The 18,716-nt window shown below is 35.7% G+C and carries 16 protein-coding genes and 1 pseudogene; 15 read left to right on the top strand and 2 right to left on the bottom strand.

Annotation, left to right across the window (positions count from 1 at the left end; translation table 11 throughout):
- Position 1 precedes the first annotated feature (1 nt).
- From DRF57_RS04100 to DRF57_RS04075, 6 genes are all read left to right on the top strand, one after another.
- Positions 2–688: an SIR2 family NAD-dependent protein deacylase gene (locus DRF57_RS04100; protein ID WP_115917019.1), complete on the top strand. Its 687-nt coding sequence runs from the start codon at positions 2–4 to the stop codon at positions 686–688.
- The gene (locus tag DRF57_RS04095) at positions 688–1,635 is read left to right on the top strand and encodes an ADP-ribosylglycohydrolase family protein (RefSeq protein ID WP_115917017.1); all 948 of its coding nucleotides are present in this window, start codon (positions 688–690) and stop codon (positions 1,633–1,635) included. The genes DRF57_RS04100 and DRF57_RS04095 overlap by 1 nt, the downstream gene beginning before the upstream one ends.
- Positions 1,632–2,111, top strand: a complete 480-nt coding sequence (locus DRF57_RS04090; protein ID WP_115917015.1) for a hypothetical protein — start codon at positions 1,632–1,634, stop codon at positions 2,109–2,111. Before DRF57_RS04095 ends, DRF57_RS04090 begins: the two co-directional genes overlap by 4 nt.
- 17 nt (positions 2,112–2,128) lie before the next feature.
- A complete protein-coding gene (locus DRF57_RS04085; protein WP_115917013.1) occupies positions 2,129–2,671 on the top strand; it encodes an RNA 2'-phosphotransferase in 543 nt (180 codons plus the stop codon).
- Between the two features lie 2 nt (positions 2,672–2,673).
- Positions 2,674–3,405, top strand: a complete 732-nt coding sequence (locus tag DRF57_RS04080; protein WP_115917011.1) for a metallophosphoesterase — start codon at positions 2,674–2,676, stop codon at positions 3,403–3,405.
- Between the two features lie 164 nt (positions 3,406–3,569).
- Positions 3,570–5,294 (top strand): M14 family metallopeptidase, encoded by a 1,725-nt coding sequence (locus DRF57_RS04075; RefSeq protein ID WP_115917080.1) that lies wholly within the window; start codon positions 3,570–3,572, stop codon positions 5,292–5,294.
- Positions 5,295–5,351: 57 nt separating this feature from the next.
- Here the strand turns inward: DRF57_RS04075 and DRF57_RS04070 are convergent, their stop codons facing one another.
- Complete coding sequence (locus DRF57_RS04070) at positions 5,352–6,233, bottom strand: cupin-like domain-containing protein (protein ID WP_047489868.1); 882 nt, start codon at positions 6,231–6,233, stop codon at positions 5,352–5,354.
- Positions 6,234–6,874: 641 nt separating this feature from the next.
- On the opposite strand from DRF57_RS04070, the gene DRF57_RS04065 reads away from it, so the two are divergent.
- Positions 6,875–9,586, top strand: coding sequence for a TonB-dependent receptor (locus DRF57_RS04065; protein ID WP_047489864.1), 2,712 nt, complete (start codon positions 6,875–6,877; stop codon positions 9,584–9,586).
- A gap of 51 nt (positions 9,587–9,637) precedes the next feature.
- Here DRF57_RS04065 and DRF57_RS04060 read toward each other — a convergent pair whose 3' ends face one another.
- Positions 9,638–10,135: a DinB family protein gene (locus DRF57_RS04060; RefSeq protein WP_047489861.1), complete on the bottom strand. Its 498-nt coding sequence runs from the start codon at positions 10,133–10,135 to the stop codon at positions 9,638–9,640.
- Between the two features lie 183 nt (positions 10,136–10,318).
- On the opposite strand from DRF57_RS04060, the gene DRF57_RS04055 reads away from it, so the two are divergent.
- The 8 genes and pseudogenes from DRF57_RS04055 to DRF57_RS04015 all read left to right on the top strand — a co-directional run bounded on the left by DRF57_RS04055 (position 10,319) and on the right by DRF57_RS04015 (position 18,599).
- Positions 10,319–11,242: a GLPGLI family protein gene (locus DRF57_RS04055; protein WP_047489858.1), complete on the top strand. Its 924-nt coding sequence runs from the start codon at positions 10,319–10,321 to the stop codon at positions 11,240–11,242.
- Between the two features lie 250 nt (positions 11,243–11,492).
- Positions 11,493–11,681 carry a hypothetical protein gene (locus tag DRF57_RS04050; RefSeq protein WP_115917009.1) on the top strand — a complete coding sequence of 63 codons (189 nt, stop codon included), beginning with the start codon at positions 11,493–11,495 and terminating at the stop codon, positions 11,679–11,681.
- A gap of 208 nt (positions 11,682–11,889) precedes the next feature.
- Entirely contained in the window at positions 11,890–12,144 is a 255-nt protein-coding gene (locus DRF57_RS04045) for a FeoA family protein (RefSeq protein ID WP_047489853.1), read from the top strand.
- A complete protein-coding gene (feoB, locus tag DRF57_RS04040) occupies positions 12,144–14,177 on the top strand; it encodes a ferrous iron transport protein B (protein WP_047489850.1) in 2,034 nt (677 codons plus the stop codon). The genes DRF57_RS04045 and feoB overlap by 1 nt, the downstream gene beginning before the upstream one ends.
- 323 nt (positions 14,178–14,500) lie before the next feature.
- A pseudogene (locus tag DRF57_RS04030) lies at positions 14,501–15,411 on the top strand (DUF4421 family protein).
- A 70-nt stretch (positions 15,412–15,481) separates the two neighbouring features.
- Positions 15,482–16,864, top strand: coding sequence for a phosphoglucosamine mutase (glmM, locus tag DRF57_RS04025; RefSeq protein WP_084086910.1), 1,383 nt, complete (start codon positions 15,482–15,484; stop codon positions 16,862–16,864).
- Positions 16,865–16,916: 52 nt separating this feature from the next.
- Positions 16,917–17,498, top strand: coding sequence for a Crp/Fnr family transcriptional regulator (locus tag DRF57_RS04020; protein ID WP_047489841.1), 582 nt, complete (start codon positions 16,917–16,919; stop codon positions 17,496–17,498).
- Positions 17,499–17,627: 129 nt separating this feature from the next.
- Positions 17,628–18,599 carry a quinone oxidoreductase family protein gene (locus DRF57_RS04015; RefSeq protein ID WP_115917003.1) on the top strand — a complete coding sequence of 324 codons (972 nt, stop codon included), beginning with the start codon at positions 17,628–17,630 and terminating at the stop codon, positions 18,597–18,599.
- Positions 18,600–18,716 lie beyond the last annotated feature (117 nt).

Below are 18,716 nucleotides of genomic sequence, written 5' to 3'. Positions count from 1 at the left end.
AATGAAAAAATTAACCATATTAAGCGGTGCAGGAATCAGTGCCGAAAGCGGAATTCAAACCTTCAGAGACGGAGACGGTCTCTGGGAAAATCATAATGTAACCGATGTGGCCAGTCCGGAAGGATGGAGAAAAGACAGAGCTTTAGTATTGGAATTTTACAACCAGAGAAGACGTCAGCTTCACGAAGTAGAACCTAATGAAGCCCACAAATTAGTAGCAGAACTGGAAAAACATTTTGATGTTCAGATTATTACCCAGAATATTGATGATCTGCATGAAAGAGCAGGCTCTACAAATATTCTTCACATCCATGGAGAATTGTTCAAATCATGTTCCTGTAATAATAAAAGCCTGATTTATGAACAAAAAGACGATATCAACCTTGGAGATAAAGCCGAAGATGGTGCCCAATTGAGGCCGTTTATCGTTTGGTTCGGAGAAGATGTTCCGTTGTATCAAACAGCGAGAGAAGTCGTAAAAGATTCAGATATTTTAGTGGTGATTGGAACTTCTTTACAGGTATATCCTGCAGCCGGGCTGATCCATGAGATTAAAGATGACTGCCTTTTAATCGTAATCAATCCTAATGAAACAGGTTTCGGTTATGGGCAGAGAGCTGTGGTAATGAAAGAAACGGCAACACAGGGGATGAAACTTTTATTTGATAAACTGGTAAATCTTGCCTGATGGAAAATAAAGTAAAAGCTGGAATAATGGGAGTATGCATCGGTGATGCCCTTGGAGTTCCTGTAGAGTTTAAAGATAGAGATTATCTGAAAAGGTTTCCAGTTACAGAAATGCAGGAATTTGGCTCACATAATCAACCTAAAGGAACCTGGAGTGATGATAGCTCTCTAACACTCTGCCTTGCTGAGGTACTTACAAAAGAATATGATCTGGAAAAGATCGGACAAAGCTTTGTACAATGGAATAAATATGGTCACTGGACAGCTCATGGAAGACTTTTTGATATTGGAGGGACTACGCGGGAAGCGATTGCAAGACTAATTAAAGGGGAGAGTGCCAGATTTTCAGGAAATATTTTTGAAGAAGATAATGGGAATGGTTCTTTGATGAGAATTCTTCCTCTGGCTTTTTATTTAAAAGATGAAGAAAATCTAGAAAATATTTATCAAACAGTAAAGGAAGTCTCTACTATTACTCATGGGCATTTCCGTTCTGTTTTTGCTTGTTTTATTTATGTGATTTTTACGATTCAATTAATAAAAGGAAAAAATAAAACGGAAGCATACACGTATATGCAAGAAGTGTCTTCGGAATATGCAGAAAAACAATGGTTTAGCTTAAGTGAAGTTGAGCTTTTTCATAGGGTTTTAAAAAATGATATTTCAGACTACCCAGAAGATGAAATAAGGGGAAGTGGTTATGTTCTCCATAGTCTGGAAGCCTCTTTATGGTGTTTTTTAAACTCGGAAAGCTATTCAGAAGCTGTATTGAAAGCGGTAAATCTGGGAGAAGATACAGATACAACAGGAGCCATTACAGGGGGATTGGCAGGAATCTATTATGGTTTTGAAAATATTCCTCAGGAATGGATTGATGACCTGGTGAGAAAAGATGATATTGAAAAACTATGTGAAAAGTTAAACAATAAATACTTTGTAAACCAATGAAATCTTTCCTAAAAGCCCTTACCGAAATGTTTTCCAAATATGATCCTGATAATGATATTGTGAACTTCCCTTTGAAGAAATATCATGGAAGAATTGAAATCAATAAAGCTTTGGAAGTTGGAAATTGCCGTGTTCATTATTCTCCGGATTATGCATTTGAGACTCCGGTTGAAGTACAGAATAGGATAAAGGATAATACCTTACTTTGGATAGACAATCAAAATAGTCTGCTGGGTTTTTCAGATCAAAATAGAACCTTACTAGTTCCTTTGAATAAGATCAATGGAATAGAAATCCAAAATATGCTTAAAGGGAGAGGACCGGCTGAATCTTGTTTGTGGATTTACCTGTACGAAAAATCATTTGTGACCCTTTCAATATCACCGGAGATCTATTATTTTGATCAATATGAAGATGCTATCCATAAAACAACAGGGTTTACAGTGACTTTTTCCCCGGAATTTTATAATGCTTAATTAAAACACAAAAAACAATGAACGAAATAGAAATAAAAAGAATAAGTAAATTTTTAAGCCTTATTTTGAGGCACCAACCCGAAACTATCGGCCTGAAGCTGGATGAAAACGGATGGGCAGATGTAGAAGAACTGAGAACAAAATCAGCTAAAAAGAGGGTGCATTTTTCTTTAGAAGAATTAGATGAGGTAGTAGAAACCAATAATAAAAAAAGATTTGCATTTAATGAAGATAAAACCATGATCAGAGCCAGCCAGGGACATTCTATTGATATAGATTTAGCCTTGGAAGCCTTACAGCCACCTGATTTTTTGTATCATGGAACTGCAGAAGCCAATATTTCCTCCATCTTGGATAAGGGAATAGAAAAAAGAAGCCGTCAACATGTACACTTAAGTGCTGATAAAGAAACGGCTACAAAGGTTGGAATGAGACACGGAAAACCCATAATTCTGACCATCAGAACCGGAACAATGTATGAAGAAGGAATTGCTTTCTATCAATCAGCCAACGGAGTATGGCTTACAGAGTTTGTAAACCCGAAATACATTTCAAAATAAGGATGGGAAGAACATTAGTGATAGGAGATATTCACGGAGGACTTAAGGCACTTCAGCAGGTTTTTGAAAGGGCAGAGGTCACGGACGATGATCAGCTTATCTTTCTGGGAGATTATGTAGATGGCTGGAGTGAATCTTCAGGGGTAATCCGTTTTTTAATGGGGCTTTCAGAAAAGCAGGAATGTATTTTGATTAAAGGGAATCATGATGCCTGGACTGAAGACTGGCTCTTGGCAGGAACCGGACCTGATGTATGGCTTTTCAATGGCGGGCAAAGTACAGTAGAAAGCTATGCAGATTATTCTCAGCAGGATAAAGAAATCCATCTTGATTTCTTTCAGAAAATGAAAAACTACCATGTGGATAGTCAAAACCGGCTGTTTATTCATGCCGGATATTCTTCTATGCATGGACCCGAAAAAGAGGTCTACTCCAGCAATTACAGGTGGGACAGAACCCTTTGGGAAACTGCGGTAGCAATGGATAAAAAACTGGCAAAAAACTCAGAGTTTTATCCCAAAAGATTGCTTTTATATCATGAAATATTTATCGGGCATACACCGACACTTTATATTGGAAGTAAAGCCCCGGTAAATAAGGCAAATATCTGGAATATGGATACCGGGGCCGCTTTTACAGGTGCTTTATCTGTCATGGATATTGATACTAAAGAATGCTGGCAAAGTGATCCGCTTCCACTTTTATATCCTTATGAAAAAGGAAGAAACGCATAAAATTAAAAGATGAATAAGATGTTCTCTACAACCCAACCTCATAGATTTCCAAAACCTATGAGGTTTTCTTTTTTATTTCATCATAGATAATCTTGTCTTTTTACCATTTTGCTTTTCTGCCACAATCATATTACCTAATTTTAGATCCGGAAAATAAAATATCAATGAAACTGAAATACCTTCTGCTTGTTCTAAGCTCATCTCTGGCTTTTGCTCAAAAAACATTTCAGACTCCTTTTGAAAAAGGAAATGGTAACCAAACTGTTACCTATGATGAAATGAATACTTATTATCAGGATTTGTCCAAAAATTTTAATACCATTCAATACCTTAAAAAAGGAGAGGATGACAATGGGAAGTCCATTTATGTCGTGGTCTACAATCCTTTCCCTGAAAAAGATCTTGAAAAACTGAGAAAAGACAAAGCCATTCTCTTTGTCAACAACGGAATTCATCCTGGAGAACCGGATGGTATAGATGCTACCATGATGCTGATGAGAGACCTGGCAACCAAGAAGATCAAAACACCGCAGAACTTTATCATTGCAGCCATTTCTGCCTATAATATCAGCGGAATGCTGAACAGGGGTTCCCATTCCAGAGCCAATCAGAACGGTCCGGAGCAATACGGATTCAGAGGAAATGCCAGAAACTATGACTTAAACAGAGACTTTATTAAGGCTGATTCTAAAAATGCCAGAAGCTTTCAGGAAATTTACCAATGGCTGAAACCCGATGTATTCATTGATAACCATGTAAGTAATGGGGCCGATTATCAATATACTTTCACCTATATTTCAACCTTTAAAGAACGCTTAGGAAACGTGTTGGGAGCTTATTTTTATAATGATTATCAGGCTAAAAATCTTGATGATATGAAGAAATTAGGTTACGAAAGTACTCCTTACGTCAATATTCACGGAGATGTTCCTGAGGTTGGTTTTGCTTCATTCGAAGATTCTCCGAGATATTCTACGGGCTATACAACCTTATTCAATTCTTTGGGAACTGTTCCGGAAACCCATATGCTGAAACCTTATGACAAAAGAGTAGACGCAACTTACAAGTATATGTTGGTGAATCTGCAAAATCTGGATAAAGACTATCAGAAAATAAAACAGCTTCGTATAGAAAACCTTAAGCAATACCAGCCTGGGAAACAGTATGGAATCCGTTGGAAAATAGACTCTACAAAATTTTCCACCATGGATTTTAAAGGATATGAGGGAAAATATAAACCCAGCGAAATCTCAGGAAAACCAAGGCTGTATTACGATAGAAACAAACCGTTTACAAAGAATATCAAGCTTTTTAATACAGCGGTTCCTACAGGATATATTACCATTCCTACATACTATGTGATTCCACAGGCTCAGTATAGAGTTATTGAAGAATTTAAACGAAACGGGATTCAGATGAAGCCGCTTCAGAAAGACAGTGCTATTGCAGTAGAGTCTTATAAGATTAAAGATTTTAAAACGGTTAAAAACCCTTACGAAGGACATTATCTGCATTATGAAACTACTGTAGAGCCTTTAGAAAAACAATATACTTTTTCTAAAGGGGATTATTTGGTTTCTACTCACCAGCCTGGTGTGAAATATATTATTGAAACGCTTGAACCTGAGGCGTTAGACTCATTTTTTAACTGGAATTTCTTTGATGGAATCTTAGCTCAGAAAGAATACTATTCAGCCTATATATTTGAAGATACGGCTGCAGACCTGTTGAAGAAAGATAAAAAGTTGAAAGAGGCCTTTGACAAAGCAAAAGTTTCAGATAAAAAGCTTTCAGAAGATGGTCAAATGCAGCTGGACTGGGTCTATAGACACTCTCCTTATTTTGAAGAAAAAACATTCAGACAGTATCCTATATTTAGAGTCTTGTAATGATTTGATAATGAATGAATAAACTAAAAAGACGTTTCTGATCGAAACGTCTTTTTTTTATTTTGGAAGACCTCTTTGTAAGGCCAGTTCTGCTCTTTTAACGGCTAATTTTTCTTTCCAGTCCATATATTCTTTTTTGAAATTGGACTTCATGATATCATCAAATTTACGCTGTACCGTAAGATTCCATAAAGAATGCGCTTTTACAGCCCATGATTTATCCCATGCTCTTAATGAAATAGAGAAACTTCCGTCCAGATATTTCATCCAGTGCCACCATCCTGTAGGCATAAAGAGGGTATCTCCATGCTCAAGAAAGCATTCAATACCTTCTACACCATCCAGTGCCGGAAATTTGTTGAAGTCCGGATTTTCAATATCATAATCTTCCAGGGCATATGTGGCATACGGAATTTGGTATAACCTTTCTCTCCATTTATAATCGAATAGTAGAATATGTTTTCTTCCATTAAAGTGAGTATGGAAGATATGCGCCATATCGATATCAAAATGAAGGAAAGTTTCGGAACCCTTACCTCCAAAAAACATGTTCGGGTATTTATCTAAAAACCCACCCATTAATTCTTTAGGTGAAATATAATCTTCAAGAAGATTCGGGGCAAATTTTATCGGATCAAAAAGGAAAATTCTAAGATCAGTAGGCTCCCTCTGAATAAGATCTATATAATCTCCAAATTTCATCTTTGCAGCAGAAGAATTGATGGGGGCAGAAGGATCTGCTTTTGAACTGTCATATAGCGGAACCTCCACATCTCCTACAACATCCTTCATATATTCCATCGTCCATTTTTGGTATGCCGGCCATTTTTTTGCCATATTTTTGATGACAACGGGCCTTCTTGGCTTTAGATATTTTTCGTAGAATTTCTCCTGAGAAATGTCATCTACAATATCTATAGGCTTTAAATTTATTCCCATTATGTAAATTTTATATTACAAAATTATTAAATTAAAGTATAATGAGAAGAGTTTGGTTTTATTTTTTATCTATGATTGAAATTATTCTCAACTGTTTAGACTAAATAAAAATAATAAAAAGCCATTTATTGCCTTTTTTATGGTCAGTTCAAAACCTATGAATAAATTGCCCTATAAATAAATTACAGGGCAAAAAAACACAAATAAAATGAATAAGAATTCATTCTGACATCTAATGTATCGCTTTTATCTGACAAACAAAATGGGATAAAAGTTAATAAAATCTTTTAAATTTTGTCATTATATTGTTTTAATTCTGATAATAAAAATTATACTTTACTTTTAATATTCAAATATAAAAAAGTGTATAATTTTATTAATTTAAAAATAAAATAGATGAATTGTTGTTAATATAAGAATTGACTATCTCTTTTCTATCCTTCTGATAATGTGATTGTAACAATAGAATGTTTTTTACTTCAATATTTATATTTCGTGAATTTAAATGCGGAAATATTGATCTTGTCAGATTATAACTATATTTGTAGTGATATAGATTTAACTTTTCGATTTAAAAATGATCTTTATGAAAAGTGTAACGAAAGTCAACAACTATTAACTAATTGGAGTAAATACTAAATATGAAAAAAAATATTTCTTTATTTTTGATGATCTTTATTTCTGTGTTCACTTTTGCGCAGAAAACGGTGTCAGGAAAAATTACTGATGATGATGGGGTAGCCATACCAAGTGCAAGCGTAACGGTTGAAGAACCGGGCAAAGATGCTATTCTGGCGTACGGAATCACCAATTCTAAAGGAGAATATAAAGTAACATTCACCTCTCCGGAAGCTAATGTGGATCTTAAGGTGAAAGCGTTTAACCAAAAACCGGTTACAAAACAAATCAGTAATGCTGATCAGAACCTGAATTTTAAAATGCAGTCGGAGGCTACAGAAATTAAAGAAGTGCAGCTGAAGACCAAAATGATCACCGCCAGAGGGGATACAATTTCTTATGACCTTAAGGCTTTTAATAGTAAAAACGATAGAACCCTTGCCGATGTAATGAAAAAAATCCCGGGAATTGAAGTCAATAAAGACGGAACAATTCTTTATCAGGGGAATGCAATCAATAAATTTTATGTCAACGGAAAGGATTTGATGGAAGGGGGATATGGAACGATCAACAATTCACTTCCCAAAGATGCTGTACAGAAAGTAGAAGTTCTCGAAAATCACCAGCCGGTTAAAATTCTTCAGGATAAAGTACCTTCAGATCAGGCAGCGATTAATATTAAGCTTAAAAATTCTGTAACCATGACCGGAAGAGGAGAAGTGGGAACAGGTTTTGGAGATCCATGGCTTTGGAATGTAAAGCTGACTCCCATGTTTTTCGGACAGAAAAGCCAATGGGTGGTCAATTATAAAACCAACAATATGGGTGAGCAGGTAGAAAATGAAGGAAATATTCTCGCTTTTGGAAGCGGATGGGAAGGGCGAAGAATAAATGCTGCCCAAAATAACTGGCTAAGTGTTGAAAATGCCAGTGTTCCCGATCTTCCGGTAAAAAGATATTTGATGAACAGTGTTCATTATCTTTCTGCTAATTACCTTACCAATATTGATAAGAAAAAAGAATGGGAATTAAAAGCCAATGCCAATTATACCAATAATGCAGTAGAAAGAGAGTCCAATAGTACAACTACTGATATCCAGCAGGGAACGAAATACAATACTAAGTTCCTGAACAATTTCTATACTGATAAGGTAAAAGGAGAATTGATATTTACTAAAAATGCAAAGAAAGGATTCTTTAAAAATACAACAACTTTTTCCCAGTTTTGGAATGCAGACAGAGCCGTTGCTGAAAGAAATGATAAAACAGGCTACAGACTTGGAAATGAAGCCTTAGAATCTCCAACATCATCTTTTCAAAACTCTTTGAGTACCATTATTCCGTGGAAAGAAAAAATGATCAATTTTAAATCCTTTATTAACTACCAGAATGACAGGCAGACATTGGAAATTTCTCCTGCCAACTATTTACAGTTCCCCTACAAAGAGCCGGGAAGTACAGATTTCTCAACGATTAATTTTACTCCGGGAAGTACGGCTTTGCAGACTTTTAAAATTAAGACATTAGATACATCACATTCTGCAAACATCAGTTTTTCAACAAAAGGCTGGACGTTTACTCCACAGATCGGAATTGATTTTTCAACAGATAAACTGACGACAAACTTTGATGGGAGCACAGTTAACAACTCTCCTGATTTCAACAGTTTAGCTTATGAAAACGATCTGAAATTCACGAAAATTAATCCAAATGCATCAGTAGGAGTTAACTATAAATCTGAAGCTTGGAGCTTATTTGCTAATTTCCCGGTCAACTTCAATAATATTAAAGCTGAAGATGCATTCAGAAATGTTTCAAAATCTTTAAATAAAACAACATTTACCCCTAATATCTTTGCTCAGTATTCTTTTGCTTCATTTTTTAAAGCAAGTTTGAGTGGGAATATCAGTAATAATTTTGGGGACATCCAAACTGCTTATGCAGGGTATATTTTAACAAGCCCTGGAGGATTTAATGTGATGAATCCAAAAAATCCAATACCTCAAACGACCACAAAAAATGCAGGTGCAAGATTAGAGTATAGAAACCCACTAAACAATATCTTCTTTAATGTCGGATATAGATTAAGTGATGCTAAAAATAACTTACTGGCCTCAAGTGCTGTAAATGAACTAGGATTCAGTGTTATTGAGTATATTGAAAGTGAAAACAAAAGAACGAGCAACAGTTACTATGCAGAAATTGGAAAATATTTTCCTAAGTTTAAAACAAATGCTTCCCTGACCTATAACAATACAAATTCAAAATCTCAGTCGAGAAGAAATGATCAGGACATTAACACCACAAATGATGGAAATACGTTAGGGTTTAAATTGAACAACACCTATTTTTCCTGGATGAGTGTAGACTTCAACATGACCAAATCATGGAATAAACAATCCAACGGAATTATTCAGAATGATCTTGGAAAAACTGAGGGATATACCCATAATTTGAATGTGTTCTTCTATCCAATAGAAAACCATACCATAGGGTTCTACTGGGATCAGATTAACTCAAAACTGGGACAAACAAAGTTAAATAACGGTTTCTTTGATGTATCTTATCAATTTAGCTGGGCAAAGAAAAAAGTAGACTTCGAATTAAAGTGGATGAATATTGGAGACAGAAAAGTATTTGAAAGGATCAATGTAGGAGATGCTACTATTACACAGACAACAATGCAGCTCCGCCCTAGTCAGGTAATGTTTACTGTAAAATTCAACTTTAAATAAAATAAAAACCAATCCGCATGGATTGGTTTTTTGTTGAGATATAGTGATAAATTAAAAGCTTTGCTGATCTGCAGAAGGGCCATAACTTCCGGGAAGAGGAATGTTATTCAGCCTGTAATAGACTCCCAATTGTGCCCGGTGATGGGTAATTTGGTTTAACGCATGGCGGATTGCTCCATATTTAGTCCAGCTTGCCAGTTCATGTCCATCATTTTTAATGGTCCAGCTTGGATTCAGCTGGTCTTCGGAGGCTTTTTCTAAAGCGGCTTTTCCGGACTGATAGTCGTTGTCAAGTTTTTTTAAAAGATCCTCTTTGGTAGAGAGAACCGTTGGTTGGTATCCTCCTTTGGCAAAATCCAGTTCAGAAGTGTTCAAAATAGTATTGGGCCATTCAAAAACTTCCACAAGATGAGTGGCAAGGGGCATCATTTTCATACTTTTTTCGTGAGGAGCATAATCATTTTTTCCTTCAGGAAAGAGTTCAATAAATTTTTTTGTTGTTTGGAATTCTCCCTCCAGTTCGGATTTTAATTGTGATAAAGTGTCCATAATATTTTGGTTTTTAGAACATTAAAGTTAGCTCTTTTGCCACTTGAAATGTTTTAATAAAATCATAAATTTTATATTTTACTCTTCCGGCCACAGGAAAATTAACCCACAGGAAAATAAAAATGAAGAAAAACTGTAACAAATAGGTAGATCCTATTACTAATTAATAAAACTTGATTAAAAATGAAAAAGCTATTTTCTATATTCTTTATAGCTCTTTTTGCTGTAGCAAGTGCACAGGAATCTAAAGAAACGGCTAACCGCTTCTTTTATGAGCTTACATTTAAGCCTAAGAAAGATTCTGCAAAACTGGATAAGGTGATTACTATTCTGGATATTACAGATAAAAACAGATCTGTTTATCAGGATTACACTGTTATTGCACAAGATTCTATTATGAAAATAGAAATAGAAGCAATGCAAAAGGCCGGTATCATGAAAGACCTTTCAAAATCTCTTAAAACACCAAAGATTTCAGCAAGAATATATAAGACGTATCCAGGTATGGGAATTCAGTATGTTGACAAAATTGCAAATGGTTTTACGCCTACAAATATTGGCTATAGTGAAAACTTAAAGTTCAATTGGAAGATTCTTGGTGACAAACAAAAAATTGGGGAATACAATACACAAAAGGCCACTACAGAATTTGGTGATAGAAAATGGACGGCATGGTTTACAACAGATATTCCTTTCCAGGACGGACCGTACAAATTTTACGGGCTTCCAGGGCTTATAGTAAAAATAGAAGATTCAGAGAAAAATTATTCTTGGGTATTACAAGGGAATAAAAAAGTGAAAGATTATACAGAGTTTTCTTATATAGAACATTTGATGCAAGCTTCAGGAGGAAAGGTCAAAGATCTACCAAGAGAAAAGTTTGAAAAAACATTCAATGACTTTAAGAAAGATCCTTTTGCTTCTGTAAGACCTATGATTACACAGGAGATGATGTCTAAAACAATTCCGGGTATGGACGGGACTATTGGAGACATGATGAAAAAACAGGAAAAACAATACAAAGACTTTTATAACGCTAATGATAACCCTATCGAGCCTCCTTATGCTAAATTAAGTGTAGGAACTGTTGAAAAAGTAGAAAAGTAAAAATCAAAACAGACTTCATATCAACTAAATTATATTCAAGTCAACCCAGATACAGTAATGTATTTGGGTTGATTTTTTTGTTTTGGATAAAATGTGAAATTTTACAGTTTTGAATGTTATGACATCAATAAAATTCCTCTAAAATGACAAAAAATTATGATTAATCAATTTTTAATAATAATAAGTCACAATGCTTGGAATTGAATATTTGTTTTTATAATTTAGTTAGTTAACAAATTATAAAATTATTATGAAAAAAGTTATTCTTACGATGTTATTAGTAACATCCACAATCTTATTAGCAAAAACAGAAGAGCCAATTACAAAAACAAATGCTAAGAATATACAGCCTGTTTTAATTGCTAAAAAAAATATTAAGGAAGAAAAAATTGAAATAACAGGGATTAAAAAGATAAGCAAGGAAGCCATGAATTTGTAAGGTTGCATAGCTATGGCTTCCTATATTGGAAGCTATAATCCTCCATTGGGAGCAGCAATGATGGGAGAATGTGTTCGAAATTATAATTAGTGTAAATCACATTTAAATCAACCCAGATACAGCAATGTGTCTGGGTTGATTCTTTCATACCTACTGTTATTTAGATTAAATTTAAATAACGTATATTTGCAGCACAAAAAATCAGGCTTTGAAAGAGAAAGGATTACATAAATTAAGTGGATTTCCCAAAAACAAAATGGGAAAGATATTGGGATATGATAATGACCATCTGAAAATGCCCAATAAAATCATTGAAATGGGGCTTCTTCCGGAGACCATTTTCAGGATTTTGTATCAGGCTCCATTCAATGGGCCAATGTATGTAGAGTTTGGAGTAGAGAAAAGCCGGATTGCTCTTCGTGAGGAAGAAGGAGATTACATCATTGTTGAAGAATTGAATTAATGCAGGCAAACAAGAAAAAACAAATACTTTTAGTCGGAAACCCGAATGTAGGAAAATCTACGGTTTTCAATACGCTTTGTAATAAAAAGCAGAAAACCGGGAACTATGCCGGAGTAACTGTTGCCAGTTATTCTGGAAATTATACCTATAAAAACGAGGACGTTGAGGTAGTAGATCTACCTGGATCATACAGTGTGTATCCAAGTTCTGAAGATGAAGCTATTTTCTCAAAATATCTTATCGATGAACAGAAAAACTATGCAGGAGTTGTTTATATTCTTGAAGCATTAAGCCTGAAAAGAGGTCTTCTTTTGTTTCAGCAGATTCAGGATCTTGGAATTCCCATGATTCTGATTGTCAATCAGATTGACCAGGCAGAAAGAAGAGGGATTAATATTGATATTCAGCAGTTTTCCAAAGCTTTAGGTATTACCATTATTCAGACGAATGCGAAAGAACAGATTGGTATTGATGAAGTAAGAGAAGCGGTTTACAATAACCAATTTATAAAAGCAGATAAGGTATCATTTGAAACACCGAATGAGCATAGGGATTTTATCCGTAAACTGGCTTCACACAAGGGCTTTGATAACGAATATAAGGCATGGATGAGCCTTTCTTTAGGCACAGACCTGGGAAGAATAGAATCTGTAATGGATAAGCTGAATGAAGCGGATTCCAAAAGTTTGGTACCTAAAAGATTACAGGTTCAGGAAACAGTTAGGAGATATCAGAATGTAGACAAAATATTAGACAATGTAATTTCTAAAAAACCTCAGTTCAAAGAATTGTTGACAGAAAAACTGGATAAGGTTTTGGTTCACAAATTTTGGGGTTATGTTGTTTTCTTAGCCATTTTATTAGTTATTTTCCAAAGTGTATTTTTCCTGGCGGAATATCCGATGACCTGGATTGAGGAGACTTTCTCATGGCTGGCAGCCTTTACAGGAGAACACCTTCCGGAAGGGCCGGTTAATTCACTGATTTCAAACGGAATTATTCCGGGAATAGGAGGGATTGTAGTATTTGCACCACAGATCGGGATTTTACTGTATTTCCTTTACCTGCTGGAAGATTCTGGGTATATGGCAAGAGTGGTATTCCTGATGGACAGACTTCTCCGCCCATTCGGACTGAACGGTAAAAGTATTGTTCCCCTTGTTTCGGGAACGGCATGTGCAATTCCTGCCGTGATTTCTACAAGGAATATTGAAAATGTTAAAGAAAGATTACTGACGATCCTGGTAACCCCTTTTATGACGTGCTCTGCAAGGCTTCCGGTATACAGTATTATTATCGGGCTCATTATTTCTGAAGGAACATTTTTGGGGATAAAATATAAGGCATTGGTGCTGATGGGAATGTATCTTCTGGGCTTTCTGGTAGCATTATTCTCTGCAGCTATTCTTAAAGGATTTATTAAAAATAAAGGTAAAACCTATTTGGTCATGGATTTACCCACTTATAAGAAACCGCTTTTCGGATATGATCTTAAGATGGTGTTAGGAAAAGTGTGGGACTTTATTACCGGAGCCGGTAAAATTATTTTTATTGTAAGTATCATCATCTGGTTTTTAAGCTATTTCGGACCCAAACAACAGCCTAACGAATTGGTGGCCACCAATGTAGAGCTTGATCATTCTTACCTGGCTAAAATGGGTAAAGGAATAGAGCCTGTCATTGCTCCTCTTGGATATGACTGGAAAATGGGAGTTGGAATTCTTACCAGCTTTGTTGCCAGAGAGGTTTTTGTGGGGACAATGTCTACACTATACAGTCTTGAAGATGATGCTCCAGAGGTAAAAGTAATTGACAAAATGAGACGGGATGTAAAGCCAAACGGAGAAAAAGTCTTTAGCTTTGCTACAGGAGTTTCAGTACTTTTATTTTATGCATTTGCAATGCAGTGTGTCTCTACACTTGCAGTAGTCTACAGAGAAACCAAAAGCTGGAAATGGACCGGCTTTCAGGTAGCTATGATGACAGGTTTGGCATATTTTGTGTCGATGATAGCTTATCAGATTTTAAAGTAATGGATTCATCATTAATTTTTCAATACGTCATTATCTTTATAATAGTAGCATTCGCCTGTTACTCCTTATTTAAGATACTCAGAAAGAATTTTGCACCCAAAAAATTCAGTTCTAAAAGAACAAACTGCGATAAAGATTGCGGCTGTTCTTAATATTGAATTAAATAATTAATTAAAAAAAATGTAGTAAATTCATTTTTTTAATTTAAATAATTCAGTTTGGGGCTTTCAAAAGCAATCTTTGTTTTCTTACTTTCTTTCTTTGTGTTCTATGGAAGAGCACAAAGTGATACCACGAATATTAGATCCTATACAGATCAGGTGATGATCCGTGCCAATATTGATACCAATATTGAAAGTTATATTTTTTCGCAGGGAGAAGGGAAAAATGGAAACCAAATGACGTTTTCAATCAACAACAAAACAAGGACTTCCTTCTCGGTTGACTATAAAATAATAAGTGCTACGCTGTCTTTTTCGCCACATTTTATTTCAGGCAATAACGATGATGAACTGAAAGGAAAGAGCTCTTATACAGACTTTAGCTTGCGGTTATTTCCCAAAAATTTATTCAGACCCTCTATTATAAAAATGTAAAAGGATTTTATCTGGAAAACATGAAAGATTTTCTTCCCGGCTGGCAGGAAGGAAAAGATCCGTACATCCAATTTCCGGATTTTAGGGTACAAAGCTTTGGAGGATCTACCGCATATGTTCTTAATGAAAATTTCTCGGCCAAAAGTATCTATACCCAAGGGGAGTGGCAGAAGAAAAGCAGTGGCAGCTGGGTCCCTTTCTTAGACTACGACCTTAGCATTTTCACCAATATAATAGAAGGGCAGAAGAGCAAAGAAACCCAATATAAAATTGGAGCCAATATGGGATATTTCTACAATTGGGTGATTGGAAAGAAAGTGCATATTGCTCCCTATTTAGCATTAGGTCTGGGTGGAAAATTCTCAAGTTATTATGAAAACCTGGGCGATAAATCACGGGTTAATGCGCAGTATGTAACCATTAGGATGGGAGGTGGGCTGCATGTAGGATATAATACAGATCGCTTTCTATTCGGCGGAAAAATGAACTTTAGTGCCTATGCCTACGATCAGAAAAATAACCAGACTGTGGAAAATAATAACCTCTATGGTTTGTTATATATAGGGTATCGTTTTGCCCCTCCGAAAGTTGTAAAAAATACGTATGATAAAATTCAAAAAAAGATTCCTGTTTTATAAGTTCAAAAGTCTTTTAAGTATCTTTGCGTAGAAAAATATAGAAAGAAAACAATCAAACAATCAAAATATAATGTCGTTAATTAAATCTATTTCAGGAATTCGTGGAACCATAGGAGGAAGAGTAAATGATAACCTGACTCCACTAGATGTGGTAAAATTTGCTTCGGCTTTCGGAACCTGGCTTCAGAATAATAAAAATAAAAAAGATTTAACCCTCGTGATTGGTAGAGATGCCAGAATATCCGGTCAGATGGTTTCTTCTCTGGTTACTGCGACTTTACAGGGGCTGGGTATCAATGTGGTAGATTTAGGTCTTTCTACAACACCTACGGTAGAGATCATGGTGCCGGAATTGAAAGCTGACGGAGGGATTATCCTTACCGCTTCTCACAATCCGAAACAATGGAATGCACTGAAATTATTGAATGAAAAAGGAGAATTCATCAGTGGAGAAAACGGTGCAGATGTACTGGCTTTAGCAGAAAGTGAAGACTTCAATTATGCGGAGGTAGATGATCTGGGAAATTATGAAACAAGAGATGATGCTTTTGATATTCATATTCAGCAGATCCTGGATCTTCCAATGGTAGATGTAGAGGCAATTAAAGCTAAAAAATTTAAAGTGGTTCTGGATGCGGTAAACTCTACAGGAGGGATCGCTATTCCTATGTTGTTAGATAAGCTTGGATGCGAGACTGTTAAGCTGTATTGTGAACCTACAGGATATTTTCCACACAATCCAGAGCCTTTAAAAGAACATTTGGGAGATATCTGCGAGCTGGTGATTAAAGAAAAGGCAGACCTGGGAGTTGTTGTAGATCCGGATGTAGACAGACTGGCCTTAATTGATGAAAAAGGGGAAATGTTTGGCGAAGAGTATACATTGGTGGCTGTGGCGGATTACCTGTTGAAACATAAAAAAGGGGCCGCTATTTCTAACCTTTCATCTAGCCGTGCTTTGAGAGACGTTGCTCATACCCATGATTCAGAATACTTTGCAAGTGCTGTAGGAGAAGTGAATGTAGTTACTTTAATGAAAGAGAAAAATGCAGTGATCGGAGGAGAAGGGAACGGTGGTATTATTTACCCTGAACTGCACTACGGAAGAGATTCTTTAGTGGGGGTAGCCTTATTCTTAACTCATTTGGCAAAAGAAAATAAAACGGTATCTGAATTGAGAGCAGGATATCCAAGCTATTTTATGGGTAAAAAGAAAATAGAACTTACACCGGAGATCAATGTAGATGATATTTTAAACAAAATGGAGCTGGAATATAAAAATGAAGAAGTTTCTACAGTGGATGGTGTTAAAATAGACTTTGAAAACAATTGGGTTCACCTTAGAAAATCCAATACAGAGCCGATTATCAGAATTTATACGGAAGCTAAATCTCAGGAGGAAGCCGATAAATTAGGAGATGATATCATTGCTAAGATCAAAACTTTAATTTAAATAAAACCTAAAGAACGGATGCTATCTAGCTCCGTTCTTTTTTTTGTATCCCATGTTTGAGCATATAAAAGACAGATTTCCTTTCCCCAAAGAAAAATGGCGGAAGTTTCTGAACACTTTTGAAAGGATCGAAGTTCCGGCCAAAACGTTGTTATTACAAGAAAATGAAGTTTCCTATAATGCGTACTATCTTGAAAAAGGTGTTGTCAGAGCGTGGTATAATAATGATGGGAAAGATGTGACCTTTCAGTTTTTTCTTGAAAATACCATGTTTTCTTCTCTTGAGAGTTTTAAAAAAGGGCTTCCAAGTATGGTCTCTTTTGAAACAATAGAGCCCTGTATCTTATATAAAATTGGAAAGCCTGATGTGGATGCTTTTTTGGAAGAGGTGTATGAATGCCCTGAACTTAGGACTCTGTTGATGGATGCTTTATTTGAGAGGATGTTTGATTATATGAAGCACTTCTTTTCATTTATTAAAGACACCCCGCAGCAGCGTTATCTTAATCTGATTAAAGAAAAGCCCGAGATCATCAAAAGAGTACCCCAGCATTATATTGCTTCATATCTTGGTGTTACAACAGTTCATCTCAGCAGGATAAAAAGCAAAATCCTGAAAAATAAACCTCTCTGAAGACTATTTTCAATGATTGTTTTAGGACAGCCATTACTTTCGGCTTTCTGCCTAATTATCTCAATCTGATAACAAATGTTATTGCTCTCAGGCTTTCTTCAGAAATAAATTTGTATAAAATTTAAAATAATGAAAGCAGCAGTAGTATTTGAAAAAGGAAGCATTCCTCAATACGCAGATTTTCCCGAACCGGAGATCATAAAAGAAAATGAAGTGTTAGTTTCGGTGAAGGCTGCCTCTATAAAAAATCTGGATAGGGCCAGAGCCGGAGGCACTCATTATTCTACAGATAACGAGGTGCAACAGCCTAAAATTATTGGTTCTGATGGTGTAGGTTATCTTGACAACGGAACTAAGGTTTATTTTTTCAGTAAAAATGGAAGTGTGGCAGAAAAAGTTTTGGCAGACCGCCAATTGATGGTGCCAATTCCTGAGAATCTGGATTTTTCTGTAGCTGCAGCGTTACCCAATGCGGTAATGGGCTCAGCAATGGGTTTACAATGTAAAGCGGGAATGCAGCAAGGAGACACCGTATTAATCAATGGTGCAACCGGAATTACGGGAAGAATAGCCGTTCAGATTGCGAAGCTGTACGGAGCAGGGAAAGTGATCGTTACCGGAAGAAATGAAACCGCATTACAATCTCTGCTTGAGTTGGGGGCAGATGAAGCTATTTCCCTAAAGCTTACAGATGAAAACTTTAAACAGAAAATTAAAGAGATCCACGGTGAAACACCTGTTGATGTCATCTTGGATTATATTTGGGGGCATTCCGTAGAAATGATCCTGGCCGCTCTTAAAGGTGACGGTACATTTTCTCATAAGACGAAATTGGTTTCTGTAGGAGGAATGAGTGGAGACCATATTCAGTTATCTTCACAGATTTTAAGAGGAACAGACATCCATATTTCAGGATCAGGACTGGGAAGCTGGACAAAAGAAGAATCGAAACTTTTATTTTCAGAAATAATTCCGGGAATGTTTCAGGCTGCTGCAGAAGGAAAAATTAAAATAGAAACGGAAAACGTTGATTTAGAATATATTGAATCGGTATGGAATAAGGAAATTGAAAATGGAAAGAGACTGGTAATAAGAATTTAATAACAATTTGAGTTTTTTATCCACAATCCTTTTATCTGTTTTCTTTTTTTACTATTTTTATGATAGAAATTACGAAATGGAAAATTCAAAAAAAAGTTGCAACTTTGCATAAATATT

The organism is Chryseobacterium rhizosphaerae (assembly GCF_003385455.1).
In the GTDB taxonomy this organism is placed as follows: domain Bacteria; phylum Bacteroidota; class Bacteroidia; order Flavobacteriales; family Weeksellaceae; genus Chryseobacterium; species Chryseobacterium rhizosphaerae.
This window is presented reverse-complemented; position numbering and strand designations above follow the sequence as displayed.

What these genes read in the sequence shown, in the direction of transcription:
- DRF57_RS04085 (WP_115917013.1), top strand. Translation starts at nt 2,129, where the DNA reads ATGAACGAAATAGAAATAAAAAGAATAAGTAAATTTTTAAGCCTTATT.
- DRF57_RS04100 (WP_115917019.1), top strand. Translation starts at nt 2, where the DNA reads ATGAAAAAATTAACCATATTAAGCGGTGCAGGAATCAGTGCCGAAAGC.
- DRF57_RS04095 (WP_115917017.1), top strand. Translation starts at nt 688, where the DNA reads ATGGAAAATAAAGTAAAAGCTGGAATAATGGGAGTATGCATCGGTGAT.
- DRF57_RS04080 (WP_115917011.1), top strand. Translation starts at nt 2,674, where the DNA reads ATGGGAAGAACATTAGTGATAGGAGATATTCACGGAGGACTTAAGGCA.
- DRF57_RS04055 (WP_047489858.1), top strand. Translation starts at nt 10,319, where the DNA reads ATGAAAAAGCTATTTTCTATATTCTTTATAGCTCTTTTTGCTGTAGCA.
- DRF57_RS04050 (WP_115917009.1), top strand. Translation starts at nt 11,493, where the DNA reads ATGAAAAAAGTTATTCTTACGATGTTATTAGTAACATCCACAATCTTA.
- feoB (WP_047489850.1), top strand. Translation starts at nt 12,144, where the DNA reads ATGCAGGCAAACAAGAAAAAACAAATACTTTTAGTCGGAAACCCGAAT.
- DRF57_RS04060 (WP_047489861.1), bottom strand. Translation starts at nt 10,135, where the DNA reads ATGGACACTTTATCACAATTAAAATCCGAACTGGAGGGAGAATTCCAA.
- DRF57_RS04090 (WP_115917015.1), top strand. Translation starts at nt 1,632, where the DNA reads ATGAAATCTTTCCTAAAAGCCCTTACCGAAATGTTTTCCAAATATGAT.
- DRF57_RS04065 (WP_047489864.1), top strand. Translation starts at nt 6,875, where the DNA reads ATGAAAAAAAATATTTCTTTATTTTTGATGATCTTTATTTCTGTGTTC.
- glmM (WP_084086910.1), top strand. Translation starts at nt 15,482, where the DNA reads ATGTCGTTAATTAAATCTATTTCAGGAATTCGTGGAACCATAGGAGGA.
- DRF57_RS04075 (WP_115917080.1), top strand. Translation starts at nt 3,570, where the DNA reads ATGAAACTGAAATACCTTCTGCTTGTTCTAAGCTCATCTCTGGCTTTT.
- DRF57_RS04020 (WP_047489841.1), top strand. Translation starts at nt 16,917, where the DNA reads ATGTTTGAGCATATAAAAGACAGATTTCCTTTCCCCAAAGAAAAATGG.
- DRF57_RS04015 (WP_115917003.1), top strand. Translation starts at nt 17,628, where the DNA reads ATGAAAGCAGCAGTAGTATTTGAAAAAGGAAGCATTCCTCAATACGCA.
- DRF57_RS04070 (WP_047489868.1), bottom strand. Translation starts at nt 6,233, where the DNA reads ATGGGAATAAATTTAAAGCCTATAGATATTGTAGATGACATTTCTCAG.